The organism is Streptomyces sp. NBC_00210 (assembly GCF_045160975.1).
GTDB lineage: Bacteria > Actinomycetota > Actinomycetes > Streptomycetales > Streptomycetaceae > Streptomyces.
Window position 1 is genome coordinate 6,264,802 of record NZ_CP108120.1, and the last position, 17,702, is coordinate 6,282,503.

At 69.2% G+C, this 17,702-nt stretch carries 16 protein-coding genes and 1 pseudogene; 9 read left to right on the plus strand and 8 right to left on the minus strand.

Annotated features, from left to right (window positions below):
- Positions 1 to 43: 43 nt before the first annotated feature.
- The 4 genes from OG729_RS28275 to OG729_RS28290 all read left to right on the plus strand — a co-directional run bounded on the left by OG729_RS28275 (position 44) and on the right by OG729_RS28290 (position 5,253).
- A complete protein-coding gene (locus OG729_RS28275) occupies positions 44 to 1,690 on the plus strand; it encodes an MFS transporter (RefSeq protein WP_405808650.1) in 1,647 nt (548 codons plus the stop codon).
- Between the two features lie 260 nt (positions 1,691 to 1,950).
- Positions 1,951 to 2,622: a TetR/AcrR family transcriptional regulator gene (locus tag OG729_RS28280; RefSeq protein ID WP_405808652.1), complete on the plus strand. Its 672-nt coding sequence runs from the start codon at positions 1,951 to 1,953 to the stop codon at positions 2,620 to 2,622.
- Positions 2,623 to 2,824: 202 nt separating this feature from the next.
- Positions 2,825 to 3,847 (plus strand): endonuclease/exonuclease/phosphatase family protein, encoded by a 1,023-nt coding sequence (locus OG729_RS28285; RefSeq protein ID WP_405808653.1) that lies wholly within the window; start codon positions 2,825 to 2,827, stop codon positions 3,845 to 3,847.
- Positions 3,848 to 4,011: 164 nt separating this feature from the next.
- The gene (locus OG729_RS28290; protein ID WP_405808655.1) at positions 4,012 to 5,253 is read left to right on the plus strand and encodes an MFS transporter; all 1,242 of its coding nucleotides are present in this window, start codon (positions 4,012 to 4,014) and stop codon (positions 5,251 to 5,253) included.
- On the opposite strand, the gene OG729_RS28295 is transcribed toward OG729_RS28290, so the two are convergent.
- The 3 genes from OG729_RS28295 to OG729_RS28305 form a co-directional block, all read right to left on the minus strand.
- Positions 5,222 to 6,979: an NAD+ synthase gene (locus OG729_RS28295; RefSeq protein ID WP_405808656.1), complete on the minus strand. Its 1,758-nt coding sequence runs from the start codon at positions 6,977 to 6,979 to the stop codon at positions 5,222 to 5,224. The two genes, OG729_RS28290 and OG729_RS28295, sit on opposite strands and share 32 nt — an antisense overlap.
- A 140-nt stretch (positions 6,980 to 7,119) precedes the next feature.
- Entirely contained in the window at positions 7,120 to 8,718 is a 1,599-nt protein-coding gene (locus tag OG729_RS28300; RefSeq protein WP_405808658.1) for a multicopper oxidase family protein, read from the minus strand.
- Positions 8,719 to 8,823: 105 nt separating this feature from the next.
- Complete coding sequence (locus OG729_RS28305) at positions 8,824 to 9,351, minus strand: hypothetical protein (protein ID WP_405808660.1); 528 nt, start codon at positions 9,349 to 9,351, stop codon at positions 8,824 to 8,826.
- Positions 9,352 to 9,531: 180 nt separating this feature from the next.
- Here OG729_RS28305 and OG729_RS28310 point away from each other — a divergent pair, with 180 nt between their 5' ends.
- On the plus strand, positions 9,532 to 10,470 hold the full coding sequence (locus OG729_RS28310; RefSeq protein WP_405808661.1) for an alpha/beta fold hydrolase: 939 nt from the start codon (positions 9,532 to 9,534) through the stop codon (positions 10,468 to 10,470).
- Here OG729_RS28310 and OG729_RS28315 read toward each other — a convergent pair.
- The 4 genes from OG729_RS28315 to OG729_RS28330 form a co-directional block, all read right to left on the minus strand.
- Positions 10,388 to 10,810, minus strand: a complete 423-nt coding sequence (locus OG729_RS28315) for a CBS domain-containing protein (RefSeq protein WP_360877102.1) — start codon at positions 10,808 to 10,810, stop codon at positions 10,388 to 10,390. The two genes, OG729_RS28310 and OG729_RS28315, sit on opposite strands and share 83 nt — an antisense overlap.
- A 203-nt stretch (positions 10,811 to 11,013) precedes the next feature.
- Complete coding sequence (locus OG729_RS28320) at positions 11,014 to 11,679, minus strand: DUF305 domain-containing protein (protein WP_360877105.1); 666 nt, start codon at positions 11,677 to 11,679, stop codon at positions 11,014 to 11,016.
- A gap of 5 nt (positions 11,680 to 11,684) precedes the next feature.
- On the minus strand, positions 11,685 to 12,326 hold the full coding sequence (locus OG729_RS28325) for a DUF3105 domain-containing protein (protein ID WP_360877108.1): 642 nt from the start codon (positions 12,324 to 12,326) through the stop codon (positions 11,685 to 11,687).
- Between the two features lie 70 nt (positions 12,327 to 12,396).
- On the minus strand, positions 12,397 to 12,708 hold the full coding sequence (locus OG729_RS28330) for a hypothetical protein (RefSeq protein ID WP_405808663.1): 312 nt from the start codon (positions 12,706 to 12,708) through the stop codon (positions 12,397 to 12,399).
- Positions 12,709 to 13,000: 292 nt separating this feature from the next.
- Between OG729_RS28330 and glnA the strand changes: the two genes are divergently transcribed.
- From glnA to OG729_RS28350, 4 genes and pseudogenes are all read left to right on the plus strand, one after another.
- The gene (gene glnA, locus OG729_RS28335; RefSeq protein WP_360877114.1) at positions 13,001 to 14,362 is read left to right on the plus strand and encodes a type I glutamate--ammonia ligase; all 1,362 of its coding nucleotides are present in this window, start codon (positions 13,001 to 13,003) and stop codon (positions 14,360 to 14,362) included.
- A gap of 348 nt (positions 14,363 to 14,710) precedes the next feature.
- Positions 14,711 to 15,598 carry an MIP/aquaporin family protein gene (locus OG729_RS28340; protein ID WP_405808665.1) on the plus strand — a complete coding sequence of 296 codons (888 nt, stop codon included), beginning with the start codon at positions 14,711 to 14,713 and terminating at the stop codon, positions 15,596 to 15,598.
- A gap of 1 nt (position 15,599) precedes the next feature.
- A pseudogene (locus OG729_RS28345) lies at positions 15,600 to 15,740 on the plus strand (transposase); the annotation flags it as partial.
- A 570-nt stretch (positions 15,741 to 16,310) separates the two neighbouring features.
- On the plus strand, positions 16,311 to 17,120 hold the full coding sequence (locus tag OG729_RS28350) for a S1 family peptidase (RefSeq protein WP_405808667.1): 810 nt from the start codon (positions 16,311 to 16,313) through the stop codon (positions 17,118 to 17,120).
- A gap of 104 nt (positions 17,121 to 17,224) precedes the next feature.
- Here the strand turns inward: OG729_RS28350 and OG729_RS28355 are convergent, their stop codons facing one another.
- Positions 17,225 to 17,617 (minus strand): VOC family protein, encoded by a 393-nt coding sequence (locus OG729_RS28355; protein WP_405808669.1) that lies wholly within the window; start codon positions 17,615 to 17,617, stop codon positions 17,225 to 17,227.
- Positions 17,618 to 17,702 lie beyond the last annotated feature (85 nt).

A 17,702-nucleotide genomic window follows, 5' to 3' on the forward strand; every position in this document is an offset into this window, starting at 1 on the left:
ATACGAGACGGTCTCGTATCGAAATATGGCTAGTCTGGGGATCATGTCGACTCCATCCGGCGCAGCTGCCGTTCCCCGCATACCCGAGGCCGTCCACCGCCGCCGCTGGGCCATCCTCGGCGTCCTGATGTTCAGCCTGCTCATCGTCGTGCTCGACAACTCGATCCTGAACGTGGCGGTCAAGACGATCGCCAGTCCCGCGCCCGTAGGAGTCGGCGCGACGCAGAGCGAGCTGGAGTGGTCGATCAACTCCTACACGCTCGTCTTCGCCGGACTGCTCTTCACGGCGGGACTGCTGGGCGACCGCATGGGCCGCAAGAAGGTGATGCTGTTCGGCATCCTCGTCTTCGGCATGGGCTCGGCCCTCGCGGCGTTCTCCGGCTCGCCCGGCGAACTCATCGCGTACCGCGCGGTGATGGGCTTCGGCGCGGCGTTTGTGATGCCGGCGACGCTCGCCGTGCTGATGTACGTCTTCGAGCGCGAGGAGCAGCCGAAGGCGATCGGCATCTGGGCGGGCAGCGTCGGGCTGGGCATCGCGATCGGCCCGATCGCCGGCGGACTGCTCCTCGAGCACTTCTGGTGGGGCTCGATCTTCCTGGTCAACGTGCCGATCGTGATCATCGCGGTGATCACCATGGTGGTGCTGGTGCCCGACTCCAAGGACCCGAACCCCGGGCGTATCGACCCCGTGGGCGTGGTGCTGTCGGTCATCGGCCTGGTCCTGCTGGTGTACGGAATCATCCGCGGCGGCGAGCTCGCGGACTTCCTGGCGCCGTCCTCGCTGCTTCCGCTGCTCGGCGGGCTTGTGGTGCTGGCCGTCTTCGTACTGCACGAGAAGCGCAGCGACCATCCGGCGATCGACATCTCGTACTTCAAGAAGCCGGCCTTCTCGGCGGCCGTCGCCGCGATCGCGCTGGTCTTCTTCGCGCTGATGGGCGTGACGTTCTTCTCCGCGTTCTATCTGCAGAGCGTGCGCGGGTACAGCGCGCTGGACGCCGGACTGCTGATCCTGCCGTTGGCCGTGGCGCAGATGATCTTCGCGCCGCGCGCCCGGCTGGTCGTCGAGCGCTTCGGGGCGCGGGCGGTCTGCACGGCGGGAATGCTGCTGGTCGCGGTGGGTCTTTCGGCGTTCGCGCTGTTCGACGCGGACACGCCACTGTGGGTGCTCGAAGTGGTCTTCTTCGTGCAGGGCGCGGGAATGGCGCACATCATGCCGCCGGTGACGGTCTCGGTCATGCAGGCGCTGCCGCGCGAGAAGGCGGGGTCCGGTTCCGCGGTCAACAACACGTTCCGGCAGGTGGGCGGGGCACTGGGTGTCGCGGTGCTCGGCTCGTTGCTCTCCACGCGGTACCGGAGCGGGATCGAGGGGCATCTCGAGGTGCTGCCGAGTGGGGCCCGGGAGGCCGCGGGGGAGTCGATCGAGACGACGCTCGGTTACGCGCAGAAGCTCGGTCAGGCGGGCAAGGAGCTGGTCGCGCCTGCGCACGAGGCTTTCCTGGACGCGATGCATCTGACCGCGCTGGTGTCGGCGGGCGTGGCGCTGATCGGTGTGGTCGTGGTCCTGCTCTTCCTGCCGGGCGGCCGCCCGAAGAGGGCACCGGCGGCCGAGCCCGAGCCCGAGATCGAGCTCGGGTCGGAGAGGGAGAGTGCCGGGCCTGATCATGACACGAGGTCGGTCAGCGAGAATTGACGGAGCTGACGGAGCTGACGGCGATGACGGCGGCGGATGAGACGGCGAGAGACGGAGCGGACGTGCGGCTGAGGCACCACCACGACAACCCGGGGGCCGCGGCTCCGGCCGGCCCGGCATCCGGGGGCGGCCCGGCACCCGTCGGGCGGCCTGCCCAGGTTTCGGCCTCCCGCGGGGCGGGGCCTGCCCCGGCCACGGGCGCGTCGTCCGCTCCGGCACCGGCAAAGGCTCGGCGCGCCCGCCAGGGTGCTGCCTCGTCCGTGGCCCCTGCCCAGGGCCCCGCGGCGCGAAGCGCGCGCGACGGCGCCTCCGGCGCACGTCCCGCCTCGTCCGGTGCGTCAGGGCCCGCGGGGCGGCGCGGCCGGCCCCGTAGCGAGGCCGTCGAGCGGGCCATCGTCGAGGCCGTCGTGCGGCTCCTCGAAGAGGGTGTGCCGCTGTCCGAGTTGTCCATCGAGCGCATCGCCCGCACCGCCGGGGTCGGCAAGGCCACCATTTACCGCCGCTGGGAGGGCAAAGAGGCCCTTTTCGTCGACGTCGTACGTTCCATGGAACCCGTCGACCCCCCGCTGCCCGGCACCTCCGTCCGCGACGACCTCGTGGCGATGGTCGAGATGCTCCGCCGCCGCGGCCTCGCCAAACGCTCCTCCGCCCTCCTGCACAACGTCTTCGCGCAGATGCAGAGCTATCCCCAGCTCTGGGACATGTACCACCACACCTCCGTCGTCCCCCGCCGCGAGCGAATGGACGAAGTGCTGCGGCGCGGCATCGCGAGCGGCGAGATCCGCGCCGACATCGACTTCGATCTGCTCGGCGACCTCTTCGTCGGCCCGATGCTCGTACGGACCGTGCTGCGCCCGGGAGGCACACCCGAGGTGGGCAGCGCGGAACGCATCGTCGACGCCGTACTCCAGGGCGTACGCCCGCCACGCTGAGGGGCCATCAACTCGCCCGTCGCGGCCCGCCCGAAGTGTGCGCGTTCTGTCACAACGTCCCCACCTGGGCCGTTACCAGGAACTCCGTCCTCCGCCTTGTCGTCATCGAGGCAGTAACGGCCGTCCGGCGACGGCGGTAAAACGCCCGCCATCGCCTAGTGTCGACGGCGAGGTGTGACGGCAAGGCAGTGAGGACAGCTTTATGGCGCAGGCGTACAAGACGGAGACGGGGAACGGCAATCCGGAGGACCGGCGCACCGGAACCCCGGCCCGGGGCCTGTTCCGGCGCTGGCGCGGCGACAACCGGATCTGGCGACGCGGCATCGCCCTCGCGTGCTTCGCCGTGCTGATCGCCCTGTTGATGATCCTGCACGCCCAGATCCCCAACCGGATCGGCAACCTCGGCAGCCTCGCCGAGACCTTCCTGCCGTGGCTCGGCGTGTTCGTCCCGGTGATCCTCGCCCTCGCGATCTGGCGGCGCTCGGCCACCGCGCTGATCGCCCTGCTGCTCCCTACCGTCGTCTGGCTCAACCTCTTCGGCGGCCTGGTCACCGACAAGTCGGCGAGCGGCGGCGATCTGACGCTCGCCACACACAACGTCAACGCCGACAACCCCGATCCCGCGGGCACGGCCAAGGAGGTCGCCGCATCGGGCGCGGACGTGCTCGCGCTGCAGGAGCTTCCGCTCGGCAAGGTCTCCGCGTACGAACAGGCTCTGGCCGGCACCTACAAGTACCACTCGGTGCAGGGCACGGTCGGGCTGTGGAGCAAGTACCCGATGAGCGACACCGCTCCGGTGGACACCCGGCTCGGCTGGACGCGCGCCATGCGCTCCACCGTGCAGACGCCCATGGGCGCTGTCGCGGTGTACGTCGCCCATATGCCGTCCGTACGCGTCAAGCTCCACGCGGGCTTCACGGCCAACCAGCGCGACAACAGCGCGGTCGCGCTGGGCGAGGCGATCGCCCACGAGCGGGGTGCCAAGGTCGTGCTGCTCGGCGACCTCAACGGCACGATGAACGACCGCTCGCTGAAGTCCATCACCTCGCAGATGCGGTCCACGCAGGGCGCGGCGGGCGACGGCTTCGGCTTCAGCTGGCCGGCGTCGTTCCCGATGGCGCGCATCGACCAGATCCTGGTGAAGGGCCTGGAGCCGGTCTCGTCGTGGACGCTGCCGCGGACGGACAGCGACCATTTGCCGATCGCGGCGCGCGTGAAGCCCTGACGGGACGCGTGCCCCAGCGGCGCGGCCGGGGCAAATCAAGTTCGACGGTGATTGAAGCGTAGGCAGAGCCCCAGTTATGTGACGGCAACCACCCGTTCATCCGTGGGAACAATCCCCATGAGAGCCTTTGTTTCGTAGGAGAACTAACTCGGAAAGGCTCTCCCATGCCCCTGGCGCTACTCGCGCTCGCCATAGCGTCGTTCGGCATCGGTACAACGGAGTTCGTGATGATGGGCCTCCTGCCCAACGTCGCGGACGACCTCAACACCTCCGTCCCCACCGCCGGCCACCTCGTCTCCGCATACGCGATCGGCGTCGTCGTCGGCGCACCTCTGCTCACCGCCCTCGGCTCCCGCATCCCCCGCAAGCGGATGCTCGTGCTCCTGATGGCTCTGTTCACCGTCGGCAACCTCGCCTCCGCCCTCGCCCCCGGCTTCGGCTGGCTGATCGCCGGCCGCGTCCTCGCCGGGCTGCCGCACGGCGCGTTCTTCGGTGTCGGCGCGGTCGTCGCGGCGCGGCTCGTTGCCGACGGGCGGCAGGCGCGCGCGGTCGCCACGATGTTCCTCGGGCTCACCGTCGCCAATATCGTCGGCGTACCCGCCGCGACCCTGCTCGGCCAGCACCTCGGCTGGCGCGCCACCTTCCTGGTGGTCACGGTGATCGGCCTGGTCGCCATGGCAGCACTCGCCCGGCTCGTTCCGTATGTGCCCCTCGACGCGCACCAGAGCGTGCGCCGCGAGCTGCGCGCCCTCGGCAGCCGTCAGGTGCTGCTCGGCCTGCTCACCGCGGTCTTCGGCTTCGCCGGCGTCTTCGCGGTGTACTCCTACCTCGCCTCGATGACGACCGAGGTGATGGGCTTCGGCGAGTCCTCCGTCACTCTCGTCCTCGCGCTGTTCGGCATCGGCATGACGCTCGGTGCGCTTGCCGCGGGACCGCTGACCGACCGGGCGCTGCGCCCCACGCTGTACGGGTCGCTCACCGCCCTTGCGCTGGTGCTGGTGGCCTTCCGCTTCACCGCGCACCACCAGGCCGCCGCTCTGGCCACGGTCGTCGTCCTCGGCGCGGTCGGCTTCATGACCACCACGCCGCTCCAGATGCTGGTCATGCAGAAGGCGCAGGACGCCCCGACGCTGGCCTCCGCCTCCAACCACTCGGCCTTCAACCTGGCCAATGCGGGCGGCGCCTGGCTCGGCGGCGCGGCCATCGCGGCGGGCTGGGGCTGGATGTCCCCGACGCTGGTCGGCGCGGTGCTGGCGGTCGTCGGCCTGGCGATCGCCGCGGTCGCCGGCCTCCTCGACCGCGGCGGCCCGGAGACGACGACGGGGGCCTCCCGCGTTGTCGCCGCGGGAAGCCCCCGTACCGAGGAGCGCCGGATCAGCTCGTCGTCTCCCGCCAGCGGTTCGTGATCGGGAGGCGGCGGTCCTTGCCGAAGCCCTTCGCCGAGATCTTGGTGCCCGGCGGGTACTGACGCCGCTTGTACTCCGCCGTGTCCACCATCCGCAGCGTCCTGGCCACCAGCTCCTCGTCGAAGCCGGCCGCGACGATCGCGTCCTTGCCCTGGTCCCGGTCCACGTACAGCGCGAGGATCCGGTCCAGTACGTCGTAGTCCGGCAGTGAGTCGGTGTCGACCTGGCCGGGGCGCAGTTCCGCGCTCGGCGGCTTGGTGATGGAGGCCTCAGGGATCGGCGGGACCTGTCCGCGCTCCTCGGCGGCGCGGTTGCGCCACTGGGCGAGCCGGAAGACGGTCGTCTTGTAGACGTCCTTGATCGGCCCGTACGCGCCGACCGAGTCGCCGTACAGCGTCGAATACCCCACCGCCAGCTCGGACTTGTTGCCCGGCGCGAGCACGATGTGGCCCTCCTGGTTGGAGATGGCCATCAGCGTCGTGCCGCGCAGCCGCGACTGGAGGTTCTCCTCGGCGAGACCGGTCAGACCGAGCGCACCCATGTACGCGTCGAACATCGGCTCGATCGACACGGTGCGGAAGTTGAGCCCGGTACGGCGGGCCAGCTCGGCGGCGTCGCCCTTGGAGTGATCGGAGGAGTACTTCGACGGCATGGAGACGCCGTACACGTTCTGCGCTCCGAGCGCATCGCAGGCGATCGCCGCGACGAGCGCGGAGTCGATGCCGCCGGAGAGCCCGATCAGCACGGAGCGGAAGCCGTTCTTGGCGGCGTATGCGCGCAGGCCGACGACCAGCGCGGAGTACACCTCCTCGTCGTCGTCGAGCCGCTCGGCATAGCCGCCGGCCAGCTCCGCCTCGTACGCGTCCAGCGGCTCCTCGGAGATGACGACCCGCTCGATGCGCAGTCCGTCGTCGACGACGCCCGTCGGCGGCTCGGCCGAGGCCGCGGGCAGCTCCAGATCCAGGACGACGCTGCCCTCCGCGAACTGCGGGGCGCGCGCGACGACTTCACCGGCCGCGTCGACGACGATCGAGTCGCCGTCGAAGACCAGCTCGTCCTGCCCGCCGATCATCGCCAGATACGCGGTGGTGCAGCCGGCCTCTTGGGCGCGCTTGCGTACCAGCTCCAGGCGGGTGTCGTCCTTGTTCTGCTCGTACGGCGAGGCGTTGACGGAGATCAGCAGCCCGGCCCCGGCGGAGCGGGTGGCAGGGACGCGGCCGCCGTCCTGCCAGAGGTCCTCGCAGATCGCGAGTGCCACGTCGATGCCGTGCACGCGGATCACCGGCATGGTGTCGCCCGGCACGAAGTAGCGGAACTCGTCGAACACGCCGTAGTTGGGCAGGTGGTGCTTGGCGAAGCTCAGCACCACCTCGCCGCGGTGCAGTACCGCGGCGGCGTTCTGCGGTGCTCCGGCGGGCTGACCGTAGCGGGGCTGCGCACGCTCGGAGCGGTCGAGATAGCCGACGATCACGGGGATCTCCCCGTAACCCTCGTCGGCGAGACGCGCGGCGAGCGCCTGCAGGGCGGCCCGTGAAGCCTCGACGAAGGAAGAGCGCAGGGCCAGATCCTCGACGGGGTAGCCGGTCAGCACCATCTCCGGGAAGGCGACGAGATGCGCCCCCTGCTCGGCGGAGTGCCGGGTCCAGTGCACGATCGACTCGGCATTGCCGGCGAGATCGCCGACCGTCGAGTCGATCTGATTCAGAGCAAGGCGTAGTTGAGGCACATGGCCCAGTGTAATCGTCTTTCTGACGCGATGTCCTGGGGGAGGGGTGTGGGGCGCCCCACTCCGCACGGCAGGACTCCGTACGGCAGGCCCCCGTACGGCGGGCCGGGCGCCCCACACTGCTCCTCCGGGTAATCCGGCTACTTTTGGTAACCCAGCACCGTCATCATTCCGGACTCGGAGTGGTAGACGTTGTGGCAGTGGAGCATCCACAGGCCGGGGTTGTCCGCGTCGAAGTCCACCGTCAGCGTGTCGTTCGGCAGCACGATCGAAGTGTCCTTGCGCGGGCCGTTCTGGACATTCGCCAGGGCGTAGGTGTGGCCGTGCAGATGGATCGGATGCCACATCCTCGTGCCGTTGGTGAAGACCAGCCGGACCCGTTCGCCCGCCCGGACCGGATGGCGCTGATCGTGGGTGTAGGGCTTGCCGTCGAAGGCCCAGTTGTACTGCGCCATGCTGCCCGTCAGACGCAGCTTGATCGTGCGGTCCGGCTTCCGTGCGGGAAGGGCGACGGACTCCGCCGCGCGCAGCCGGTCCGCGGTGAGCAGTCGGCCGGAGAGCTCCTTCGGGCGTGCGGAGGAGGCCGGGGCCGCCCCGCCGCCCGTGCGGAGCAGCGCCATCGCCACCGCCCGCTTGCCCTCGGCGATCGCCGTCAGCGGGAAGACGCCGTCGCCCGCCGTGACCAGCACGTCGTACCGCTCGCCCATGCCCAGGAGCAGCGCGTCGGTCTTGGCGTGCCGGACGGGGAAGCCGTCCGTGTGCGTCACTGTCAGCTCATGGCCGCCGAGCGCGATCCGGAACGCCGTCTCCGCGGCGGCATTGATGATGCGCAGCCGGATGCGGTCGCCCGGCTTGGCGCTGAACGACGAGGGGGCGCTGGCCGCGCGCCCGTTGACCAGGTAGAGCGGGTACCTGATGTCGCCGGCATCGCCGCCGAGCTGCGGGCTGGTCGCGCCCATCATCATCATGGACGGGCCCTCGGTCGTCGCCGTCGGGGACGGCATGTGCTCGGCCGTCGCCATCGGGGACGCCATGTCCTCGGCCGAGTGCACACCGCCCCTGCCGTGGGTCAGGTGCGCCAGCACCGCGTCCGGCGTGGCGCCGTCGATCCCGTCGAGCCAGTCGTCCAGGACGACGATCCACTCCTTGTCGTACTTCAGGGGCTCTTTGGGGTCGTCCACGATCAGTGGGGCGTACAGACCGCGGTCCAGTTGGACGCCCGAGTGCGGGTGGAACCAGTACGTCCCGGGGTGCGGCACCGTGAAGCGGTAGTCGAAGGAGGCGCCGGCGTTGATGGCGTTCTGGGTGAGGTGGGGGACGCCGTCCATGTCGTTGCGCAGGGCCAGGCCGTGCCAGTGCAGCGATGTGGCCTGCGGCAGGTTGTTGGCGAGGGTGAGCGCGAGCGTGTCACCCGCGGTGACGCGGACCTCCCGGCCGGGCAGCCGGTCGCCGAACGCCCAGGACTTGACCGTGCGGCCGCCGCCCAGGTCCAGCTGAGTGGCGGTGGCGGTGAGCTTCACCTTACGGACGGGACCCGAGCCGCGCTTGCGTTCGGCGGCGAGGACCTCCGGGCCGTTGGGTTCGACATAGCCCTTCGGGGCAGCCTCCCCGGCGCTGCCGTGGTTCATCGAGCCGTGGCCGCCCGAGCTCGTCGATTCGGAACAGGCGGCCAGAACTCCCGTGCCGGCGGCGGCGATTGCGGCGCCGAGCACGGCGCGGCGCGTGTGGTGAGTGCGCATGACTGAAGACACCTCGTGGTGGTGGTGATGCGTGCAGATGGGCGCTTCTGCTGCTTCTGGTACACCGCTCGAAGCGCGGAGGTTCCCAGGCAGCGGGGCCCTCTTCTAGATCCGCAGCACCGACAGCCTGGCGAGGAGCGCCCTGCGCGGCGGCGGGTCGGGCCACAGTGCGCGGAGTATCCGGGCGTCGCAGGGCACGAGGGCGGTGACGGGTCCGGGCCGGAGCAGTCCTCCGGCGAGCAGGACGAGGGTGAACGTGTCGAGCACGGCGAGGCACACGGCCATCGGGTCCATGCCCGTGCCGGGCAACTCCGGTCCGGTGTGCGCCAGTCCCGCGGGATCGGCGGTCTGTTGCTGCCCTGGAGGCGCGATGTGCCCTGTCGAGACGGACTTCGCGTGCGCTGTCGAGGCGGACTTCGCGTGCGCTGTCGAGGCGGACTTCGCGTGCGCTGTCGAGACGGACATCGCGTGCGCTGTCCAGGCGGAGGACGTCGAGGTGGACATCGAGTGCTCCGCGGTACCGCCACCGTGCCCCGGCGCCGGGTGTCCCACCGTGTGCATCGTGGCGATACCGAAGACCAGCGCAATGAACAGCAGCAGCTGTCCGAACCGCGCGCGCCGACCGATCACCATGAGCGGCAGCTTACCCCCACCCGGTATGCATCGACATGCGGGCCACGCCATCGCTGCCGTCCGGGCGGTCGCGGCCATCTCTGGTGCCGGGGCCCGCAGCGGCTCCGGACGTCTGTTCGTGGCAGGCTGATCTGTGGTGCTCGCGCTGTCTGTGGCGCGGGAGGGGAAAGGTGGCGCGAAGTGACATTCGTACGGGTGGGAGGCGTACCGCACCATGTGGTCGTCGAGGGCAGCGGACCCGTCTGCGTCCTGAGCGCCGGGCTCGCGATGAGCTGGTTCGACTGGGACCCCGTCGTGCCCCTGCTCGCCCCGCACCGCACCGTCGTCCGCTTCGACCGCCCGGGGCACGGGCTGAGCGGCCCGGCCGGCGTGCCGCCGTCGGCCGCCGGGGAGGCACACCGCATCGCGGGCGTCCTGGACGCGCTCGGCCTGCACGGCCCCGCCACCGTCGTCGGGCACTCGATCGCCGGGTTCCACGTCGAGGCCTTCGCCCGCCTGCATCCCACCCGTACGGCCGCCGCCGTCCTCGTCGATTCCAGTGTCGAGGAGCACGCGCGCGTGCCTGCCGCGCCCGCCCTGCGTACCGCCGCCGCCCGGGCGCTCGGCGCCGCGCTCTCGGCCGCCGGAGCGCCCGCCGCCCTGGGGCCGCTCACCCGCCGTACGACGGTTCGTCTCTCCCGTACCGGCGGCGGGGACCCGGCACCCCTCGCTCTCGTACGCCGCTGCTACGCCACCTCCCGGGTGATGCAGGGCGCCCTTCTGGAGAACACCCACTACCGCGCGGTTGCTGCCGAACTCCTCGACCTGCGCGAGCGCCACCCGCTGCCGCACGTCCCCGTCACCGTGCTGGCCGCGAGCGCGGGCGGGCCGCGCTGGGCACAGCGGCAGCGCGCGCTGGCAGGGCTGCTCGGCGCCCGTTTCGAGGCGGTCGCCCCGTCGGGCCACCTGATGATGCTGGACCGCCCGGACGCGGTGGCCCGGGCGGTGCTGGGGGATGACGCGATAGGTGAGGGGAGCGGCGAGGGGGTCGGCAGGGTCAGATCTGCTGCGCGTACACCTGGCCGACCCAGGCCGCGATCTGGTCCCCCGTCAGATGCTGCGCGAGATCGGCCTCGCTGATCATCCCCACCAGCCGCTTGTGCTCGATCACGGGCAGCCTGCGGATCTGGTGGCCCTGCATCTCCTGCAACACCTCGTCCACGTCCGAGTCGGCGTCGACCCAGCGCGGGGTGCCCCTGGCCATGTCGCCCGCGGTGACCTGCGAGGGGTCGTGACCCATCGCCACACAGCCGACCACGATGTCGCGGTCGGTGAGGATGCCGCAGAGCCGTCCCTCGACCCCGGCGATCGGCAGGGCGCCCACGTTCAGCTCGCGCATCAGCAGCGCCGCCCGGTCGATGGTCTCGTGCGCGGGGATCCACTGGGCCCCCGGGTGCATGATGTCTCTGGCGGTGGTCATGGGGTCGTCCTTCCTCAGCAGATGACGTCCCCGAGCGAACCCATCGTGATTGGGCCGTTCGGCGTACGCGACCGCTGTAGGCCGAACGGGTGAAAAACAGCCCCTGACGTGGCACGTCCGGCGCGGCCTTCCGCCCGCCCCGGGTCACCTCGCGGGTGACCGGGGCGGACGGCGCTCCTGCTGAAACGCGCCCTGAACGCGCCCTAGGAGGTACGGACCTCGGCGCCCCGCTTGTGCAGCAGGTCCACCATCAGCTCGACCTCCGAGCGCTGTGCGGCCACCATGCCCTCGGCCAGCTTCCGCTCGGGACCGACGGTGCAGAGCTTCACACAGCCCTCGGCCATCGATATCCCGCCGTTGTGGTGGTTGATCATCAGCTGGAGATACTCGATCTCGGCCTGCTTGCCGCTCGCCCTGCCGAGCCGGTCCAGGTCCGTCCTGGTCGCCATGCCCGGCATCAGGGCACCGTCCTCGGCCTGATGCCCCATGTGGCCGTCGTGGCCCTTCATGCCCGGCATCATCCAGGCCATCGGCTCGCTGTCCGCCGACAGCTTGGGCAGCCCCCACAGATCCAGCCAGCCCAGCATCATGCCGCGCTGATTGGCCTGCGTGTTGGCGATGTCGTACGCCAGCCTGCGCACCTCGTCGTCCTGCGTGCGGTCCCGGACGATGAAGGACATCTCCACCGCCTGCTGATGGTGGACCGCCATGTCGCGCGCGAAGCCCGCGTCCGCCGAATCCGCCGACGGCGTACGGGAGGTGGACTCAGGAGTGGAGTCACCACCGCCCGCCGAGGCCACCGTGGCGGCCCCGGCGAAGAGGAGCGCGAGCACGACTGCCGTGATCGCCGCCCACTGCGTACGGTTCATGCGGATCACTTGCCGCCCAGCCCGTTGGTGCACGCCGCGCCCGGCTCAGGGGTCTGCGGGCCCTGCACGTACTTGGTGAGGAACTTGCTCACGCGCGGGTCGTCGGCGCGGTCGACGCTGAGCTGCTTGCCCCAGGCGCTCAGCATGATCACTCCGGCCTGGTCCTTGACCGGGCTCATCAGCGTGTACGGGGTCTCCTTGACCTTGGCGCTCAGCTTGGTCACATCGGCGGCCGGCGCCTTGGCGTTGTACGTCACCCAGACCGCGCCGTGCTCCAGCGAGTGCACGGCGTTCATGTCGGGGATCGGCTCCTTGTAGACGTCGCCGTTGCAGTTCATCCACACCTGGTTGTGGTCTCCGCCGACCGGAGGCTTCATCGGGTAGGTGACCGCCTTGTCGACATGCTTGCGGCCGAGCTTCTTCGCCTCCCAGGACTTCTCGCCGATGACCGGAGCCTTGGCCTCGGCGACCTTCTGCTCCTTCTTCTCCGACTCCTTGTTGAGTGCGTACACGCCGAAGCCGACGAGACCGGCCACGACCACACCGCTGACGGCGATGGTGATGATGCGGCTGCGGCGCTCGCGGCTCTGCTCGGCGCGGCGCATCTGCTCTATTCGGGCCCGGCGGTCGTTGTTGCGGGAAGCCATGATGGTTGTCGTCCTTCGTGAAGTCAGGTCTGTGTGATCAAGGAGCTGGGGTGGCGGGACTGCTGTGTGGCTATGTCCGCAGCACTTGAAGGACGTGAAGGCCGGGTGCGCGTGGCAGCGCTTCCGAGTGGGGCAGCCGGCCGGTGAACGGCGGCGGGCCGAGGTGCGGGGGCTGGGCCCCGGCCTCGAGCGGGGCGTCCAGCGGCGGCGCGGTGAGCACGGCGGCCTTGACCAGCGGCACCAGGCCGCAGGCGCCGTCGTCGTACGGACAGCTGACCTCGGTCGTGACGCTCTGGGGCGCGGAGGCGTGGTGAGGGGCGGTCGGGCTCAGACAGATGACGAGCGCGCCGAGGAGCGTCGCCACGGCACTCAGCAGTGCCATGGGACGCGCAGTGCGCGCGATGTGGTTGAGCCGGGAACCCCCCATGGCCGCAGATCGTAGTGTGCGGGCGCGTCCGGCACCTCATATGGGCCGCGAAAACAGCCGTCGAAGCGGCAGGAGAAGTGGTTACGCACGAGATCAGGGGGGCCTCGGGGTCGTCTCGGCGTGGGCCCTGACCCACAATGGGGCTCAGCCGGTACTGCGGCCCTTGGCGCGGCACGCAACGCGCCTGAAACCCTGGGGTGGCATGCTCGTGCGGAGCAGGCGGCTTGACCAGCAAGGATGGGTGGAAATGGATAAGCAGCAGGAATTCGTGCTCCGTACGCTCGAGGAGCGCGACATCCGCTTTGTGCGCCTGTGGTTCACCGACGTGCTCGGCTTCCTGAAGTCGGTCGCGGTGGCCCCCGCCGAGCTTGAGCAGGCATTTGACGAGGGCATCGGCTTCGACGGCTCCGCGATCGAGGGCTTCGCGCGGGTCTACGAGTCCGACATGATCGCCAAGCCGGATCCGAGCACCTTCCAGATCATTCCGTGGCGCGCGGAGGCCCCCGGTACGGCGCGGATGTTCTGCGACATCCTGATGCCCGACGGCTCTCCCTCCTTCGCGGACCCGCGCTTCGTACTCAAGCGGATCCTCGCCAGGACCTCGGACCTGGGCTTCACCTTCTACACCCACCCCGAGATCGAGTTCTTCCTCCTGAAGGACAAGCCGCTGGACGGCTCCCGGCCGGTGCCCGCGGACAATTCCGGATACTTCGACCACACCCCCCAGAACGTCGGCATGGACTTCCGCCGCCAGGCGATCACCATGCTCGAATCCATGGGCATCTCGGTGGAGTTCAGCCACCACGAGGGCGCGCCGGGCCAGCAGGAGATCGACCTGCGGTACGCGGACGCGCTCTCCACCGCCGACAACGTCATGACGTTCCGCCTGGTCATGAAGCAGGTCGCGCTGGAGCAGGGCGTCCAGGCGACCTTCATGCCGAAGCCGTTCAGCGAGTACCCCGGCTCCGGCATGCACACCCACCTCTCCCTCTTCGAGGGAGACCGGAACGCCTTCTACGAGTCGGGCGCCGAGTACCAGCTCTCCAAGGTGGGCCGCTCCTTCATCGCGGGCCTGCTCAAGCACGCCGCGGAGATCTCGGCCGTCACCAACCAGTGGGTCAACTCCTACAAGCGCATCTGGGGCGGCTCGGCCCGCAGCGCGGGAGCGGGCGGCGAGGCCCCTTCGTACATCTGCTGGGGCCACAACAACCGCTCGGCGCTGATCCGCGTCCCGATGTACAAGCCGGGCAAGACGGGCTCCGCCCGCGTCGAGGTCCGCTCCATCGACTCCGGTGCGAACCCGTATCTGACGTACGCGGTGCTGCTCGCCGCGGGCCTCAAGGGCATCGAGGAGGGCTACGAACTCCCGGCGGGCGCGGACGACGACGTGTGGGCGCTGTCGGACGCGGAGCGCCGGGCGATGGGGATCGAGCCGCTGCCGCAGAACCTGGGCGAGGCGATCACGCTGATGGAGCGGAGCGAGCTGGTGGCGGAGACGCTCGGCGAGCATGTCTTCGACTTCTTCCTGCGGAACAAGAAGCAGGAGTGGGAGGAGTACCGGAGCGAGGTCACGGCGTTCGAGCTCCGCAAGAACCTCCCAGTGCTGTAAGCACAGGTCAGAGCCACATTTCCGCCTAACGGCAATCGGGGCCTGCGGTTGACGACCGCAGGCCCCGCGCCTGTCTTATCCGTCCTGGGCCGTCTGCGGGCCGTCCGCCCCGGAAACGGTGCCCGCCCTCATACATGCTTCCACGGCCGTGCGGGCGAGGCCGACCGGACAACCTGATATCGCCCCACACAGCCCGCCTGACGATCTTTGAAGACGAACCCCAATAGTGCTCCATTGGGGGGAACATTCCGGGGTCTCGCCAGCAGGTTCACTCCAATGCGCTTCCCTCCGTCTACGTTTCTGTAAGGAGAGGGTAGGTCTGTTCCATACCGACGGAGGAGAGAGCCGATGGCTGAAGGAACTGTGCATCGACGCGGTTATCGAGAAGGTACCGGCGGTGAGATGCTTGCCGAATTCCTGGGAACCTTCGTTCTGCTTTTGCTGGGCATCGGGTCGGTGGCTGTCGCAGTCGTCGGTCTACCCGGCTCAGGACGACAAACCGTGGACTTCGGTGCCGCCAACTGGCTTATCATCGCGTGGGGTTGGGGCCTCGCCGTGGTTTTCGGCGTATACGTGGCCGGCGGAATCAGCGGCGCCCATCTCAACCCCGCGGTGACTCTCGCCTTCGCGGTTCGAAAGGATTTCCCCTGGCGGAAGGTCCTGCCCTACTGGCTGGCGCAGGTCGTGGGCGCCTTCGTCGCCGCCGCGCTCGTCTACGCCACCTACAGGTGGGCGATCGACGCGTCCAACGCCAAGACGGGAGTCCCTCGAGACAAATCTCTTGGCACATACTCGATCTTCGCCACGTTCCCCGCCGAATACTTCGGCGATTCATGGTGGGGCCCCTTGCTCGACCAGATCGTGGGGACCGGAATCCTGCTCCTGCTGATCTGTGCACTCATCGACACGCGCAATTTGGCTCCGATGTCCAATCTCGGCCCGTTCCTCATCGGCCTGGTGGTCGTGGCGATCGGTCTGACTTTCGGCACCAACGCCGGGTACGCGATCAACCCCGCACGTGACTTCGGCCCCAGGTTGTTCACCTACTTCGAAGGCTGGGGTTCAATTGCTCTCCCCGGGACCTTCCAATGGTTCAGTCACTACTGGTGGATCCCCATCGTCGGCCCGCTCATCGGCGGAGTCGCCGGCGTCCTCGTATACGACCTGATCATCACTCCGCTGATCAAGGCCAGGATGGGGGCGACCGAAGAAGGCCCCGCCACCGAGGAGCCCTAAACTGCTGGAGGCCCACCCTCTTTCCCAGGTCCTGACCTCGATGCCCGGCATCGGCGTCAGGACCTGCGTCATTCTCCTGGTCACGATCGGCGGCGGCACAGCATTCCCGACCGCAGCCAGCCTGGCCTCCTACGCCGGCCTCACCCTCGGTGAAGAGTGACGGAGGCCGTGCGGCCAACCCGCCTCGGCGGAGATGGGGGCGAGATCCGGACGCGTCTGCTCGCGCGGAGAGCGGCGATCACGCTGTGCCCCGACCGCGCCTATTCTGCGTCCTTCGCGTCGGTGTGATGGGACCTCCGCCCGCGCGGTGGCGGGCCTTCTTGGGTGGCCCTGCGGCTGTGCCGACTTCCCGGGTTCACGTCAGAAACCGGCTGGATTCCGCACTCTCACCGCTGGCGATGGCGCCAATGACACAGCCTTCCGGAGATTTCGTATCACTCGTGTAACGGCAGGCGGCATTAGCGGTTGGAATCGGCGGTATGAACCCAACGGGCCTTATTTTCAGCGGTAGTTGAGGCATCGCGCACCCTTGCCACCGCGGTCGCTTGTTCCACATAATCGCAGGGCGCTTTGCGGACTCATCCCCCACTGGGTTCGGACGCCTTGCGGCGTGCTGCCGTTTTTCCAACGCACTTCATGCGGTGGTGACTTCCGGTTCCCGTGGTTGGCATGAGCTCGTCATCGAGGCGTACCCCCCACGAGAGGAAGTCCGTTGAACAGCTACCTGAAGCACCTCAGGACGACCACCGCGATCGGTGCCGTCGCCCTCGCGGCCTTCAGCCTCCAGCCCGGCGCGGCCAACGCCGCCACCCCGCCGTCCTCACGCGGCGAAGTAGGCGCGACGGTTGTCGGCGGGACCAAGGCCGATCAGGGTGAATTCCCGTTCATGGTCCGGTTGTCCATGGGCTGTGGCGGCGCGCTGTACGCCAAGGACATCGTTCTGACCGCCGCCCACTGCGTCGACGGCAGCGGCCCCAACACCGGCATCACCGCGACGGCGGGCGTCGTCGACCTGGAGGACTCCAACGCGATAAGCGCGAAGTCCACCGAGGTCCTCCAGGCGCCCGGCTACAACGGCAAGGGCAAGGACTGGGCGCTGATCAAGCTCGAGAAGCCGATCGATCTGCCGACCCTGCCGATCGCCGGGGACGACAAGCTCAACACCGGCGATTTCGACATCGCCGGCTGGGGCGCGGACAAGGAAGGCGGCGACCAGCAGCGCTACCTGCTCAAGGCCAAGGTCCCGTCCATCGACGACGCCACCTGCCAGAAGGCGTACGGCGACCAGCTGACCCCCGCCGATGAGCTGTGCGCCGGGATCCTGGACACCGGCGGCGTCGACACCTGCCAGGGCGACTCCGGCGGCCCCATGTTCCGCAAGGACGAAGCGGGTGCCTGGATCCAGGTCGGCATAGTCAGCTGGGGCGAGGGCTGCGCGCGCCCGGGCAAGCCCGGTGTCTACACCGAGGTGAGCACCTTCGCGGCGGACATCAAGAAGGCCGCCGACGGGCTGGGCGGCTGATACCGGTCGAGCTCCGCAGGAACCTGCCGGTGCTGTAAGCGGGATCAGCTGTACCCACTCAGGGCCGACGGTCGATGACCGTCGGCCCTGAGCCGTGAGATCGCTCAGCGCTGTCCCAGGACGTCCAGGTAATGCGCGTTGGACATGACACCGAGGATGTTCCCGAAGGGGTCGATCACGGACGCGGTCACGAAGCCCTCGCCGCGGACCGTGGGGGCCTGGTACTCCTTCGCGCCCTTGGCGAGCAGGGTCTCGAAGGTCGCGTTGAGATCGTCGACGTGCCAGTACATGACGGCCCCTCCCGGCACGTCCGGGACGCCGGCGGGGGCGTAGGCGGCGTCGATCAGGCCCAGCTCGTGCTGGTAGTCGCCGATGCGGAACTCGACGTACCCGGGGCGTTCGAAGTACGGCTCGATGCCCAGCAGCTCGGTGTACCAGCTCTTTGCCGCGGCCAGATCGGCTGCCCAGAAACTGACGGTGGCGAGTCCTCGCAACATGGTCCTGTCCCTTCGTTCGCTCCAGCGGATGCGTGACAACGAAGGTAGGCGGCAACTAGGACAGATCATGTCCTCATTGGCTGAG

What these genes read in the sequence shown, in the direction of transcription:
- OG729_RS28290 (WP_405808655.1), top strand. Translation starts at nt 4,012, where the DNA reads ATGCCCCTGGCGCTACTCGCGCTCGCCATAGCGTCGTTCGGCATCGGT.
- OG729_RS28275 (WP_405808650.1), top strand. Translation starts at nt 44, where the DNA reads ATGTCGACTCCATCCGGCGCAGCTGCCGTTCCCCGCATACCCGAGGCC.
- OG729_RS28340 (WP_405808665.1), top strand. Translation starts at nt 14,711, where the DNA reads ATGGCTGAAGGAACTGTGCATCGACGCGGTTATCGAGAAGGTACCGGC.
- glnA (WP_360877114.1), top strand. Translation starts at nt 13,001, where the DNA reads ATGGATAAGCAGCAGGAATTCGTGCTCCGTACGCTCGAGGAGCGCGAC.
- OG729_RS28285 (WP_405808653.1), top strand. Translation starts at nt 2,825, where the DNA reads ATGGCGCAGGCGTACAAGACGGAGACGGGGAACGGCAATCCGGAGGAC.
- OG729_RS28305 (WP_405808660.1), bottom strand. Translation starts at nt 9,351, where the DNA reads ATGGTGATCGGTCGGCGCGCGCGGTTCGGACAGCTGCTGCTGTTCATT.
- OG729_RS28315 (WP_360877102.1), bottom strand. Translation starts at nt 10,810, where the DNA reads ATGACCACCGCCAGAGACATCATGCACCCGGGGGCCCAGTGGATCCCC.
- OG729_RS28355 (WP_405808669.1), bottom strand. Translation starts at nt 17,617, where the DNA reads ATGTTGCGAGGACTCGCCACCGTCAGTTTCTGGGCAGCCGATCTGGCC.
- OG729_RS28300 (WP_405808658.1), bottom strand. Translation starts at nt 8,718, where the DNA reads ATGCGCACTCACCACACGCGCCGCGCCGTGCTCGGCGCCGCAATCGCC.
- OG729_RS28320 (WP_360877105.1), bottom strand. Translation starts at nt 11,679, where the DNA reads ATGAACCGTACGCAGTGGGCGGCGATCACGGCAGTCGTGCTCGCGCTC.
- OG729_RS28330 (WP_405808663.1), bottom strand. Translation starts at nt 12,708, where the DNA reads ATGGCACTGCTGAGTGCCGTGGCGACGCTCCTCGGCGCGCTCGTCATC.
- OG729_RS28325 (WP_360877108.1), bottom strand. Translation starts at nt 12,326, where the DNA reads ATGGCTTCCCGCAACAACGACCGCCGGGCCCGAATAGAGCAGATGCGC.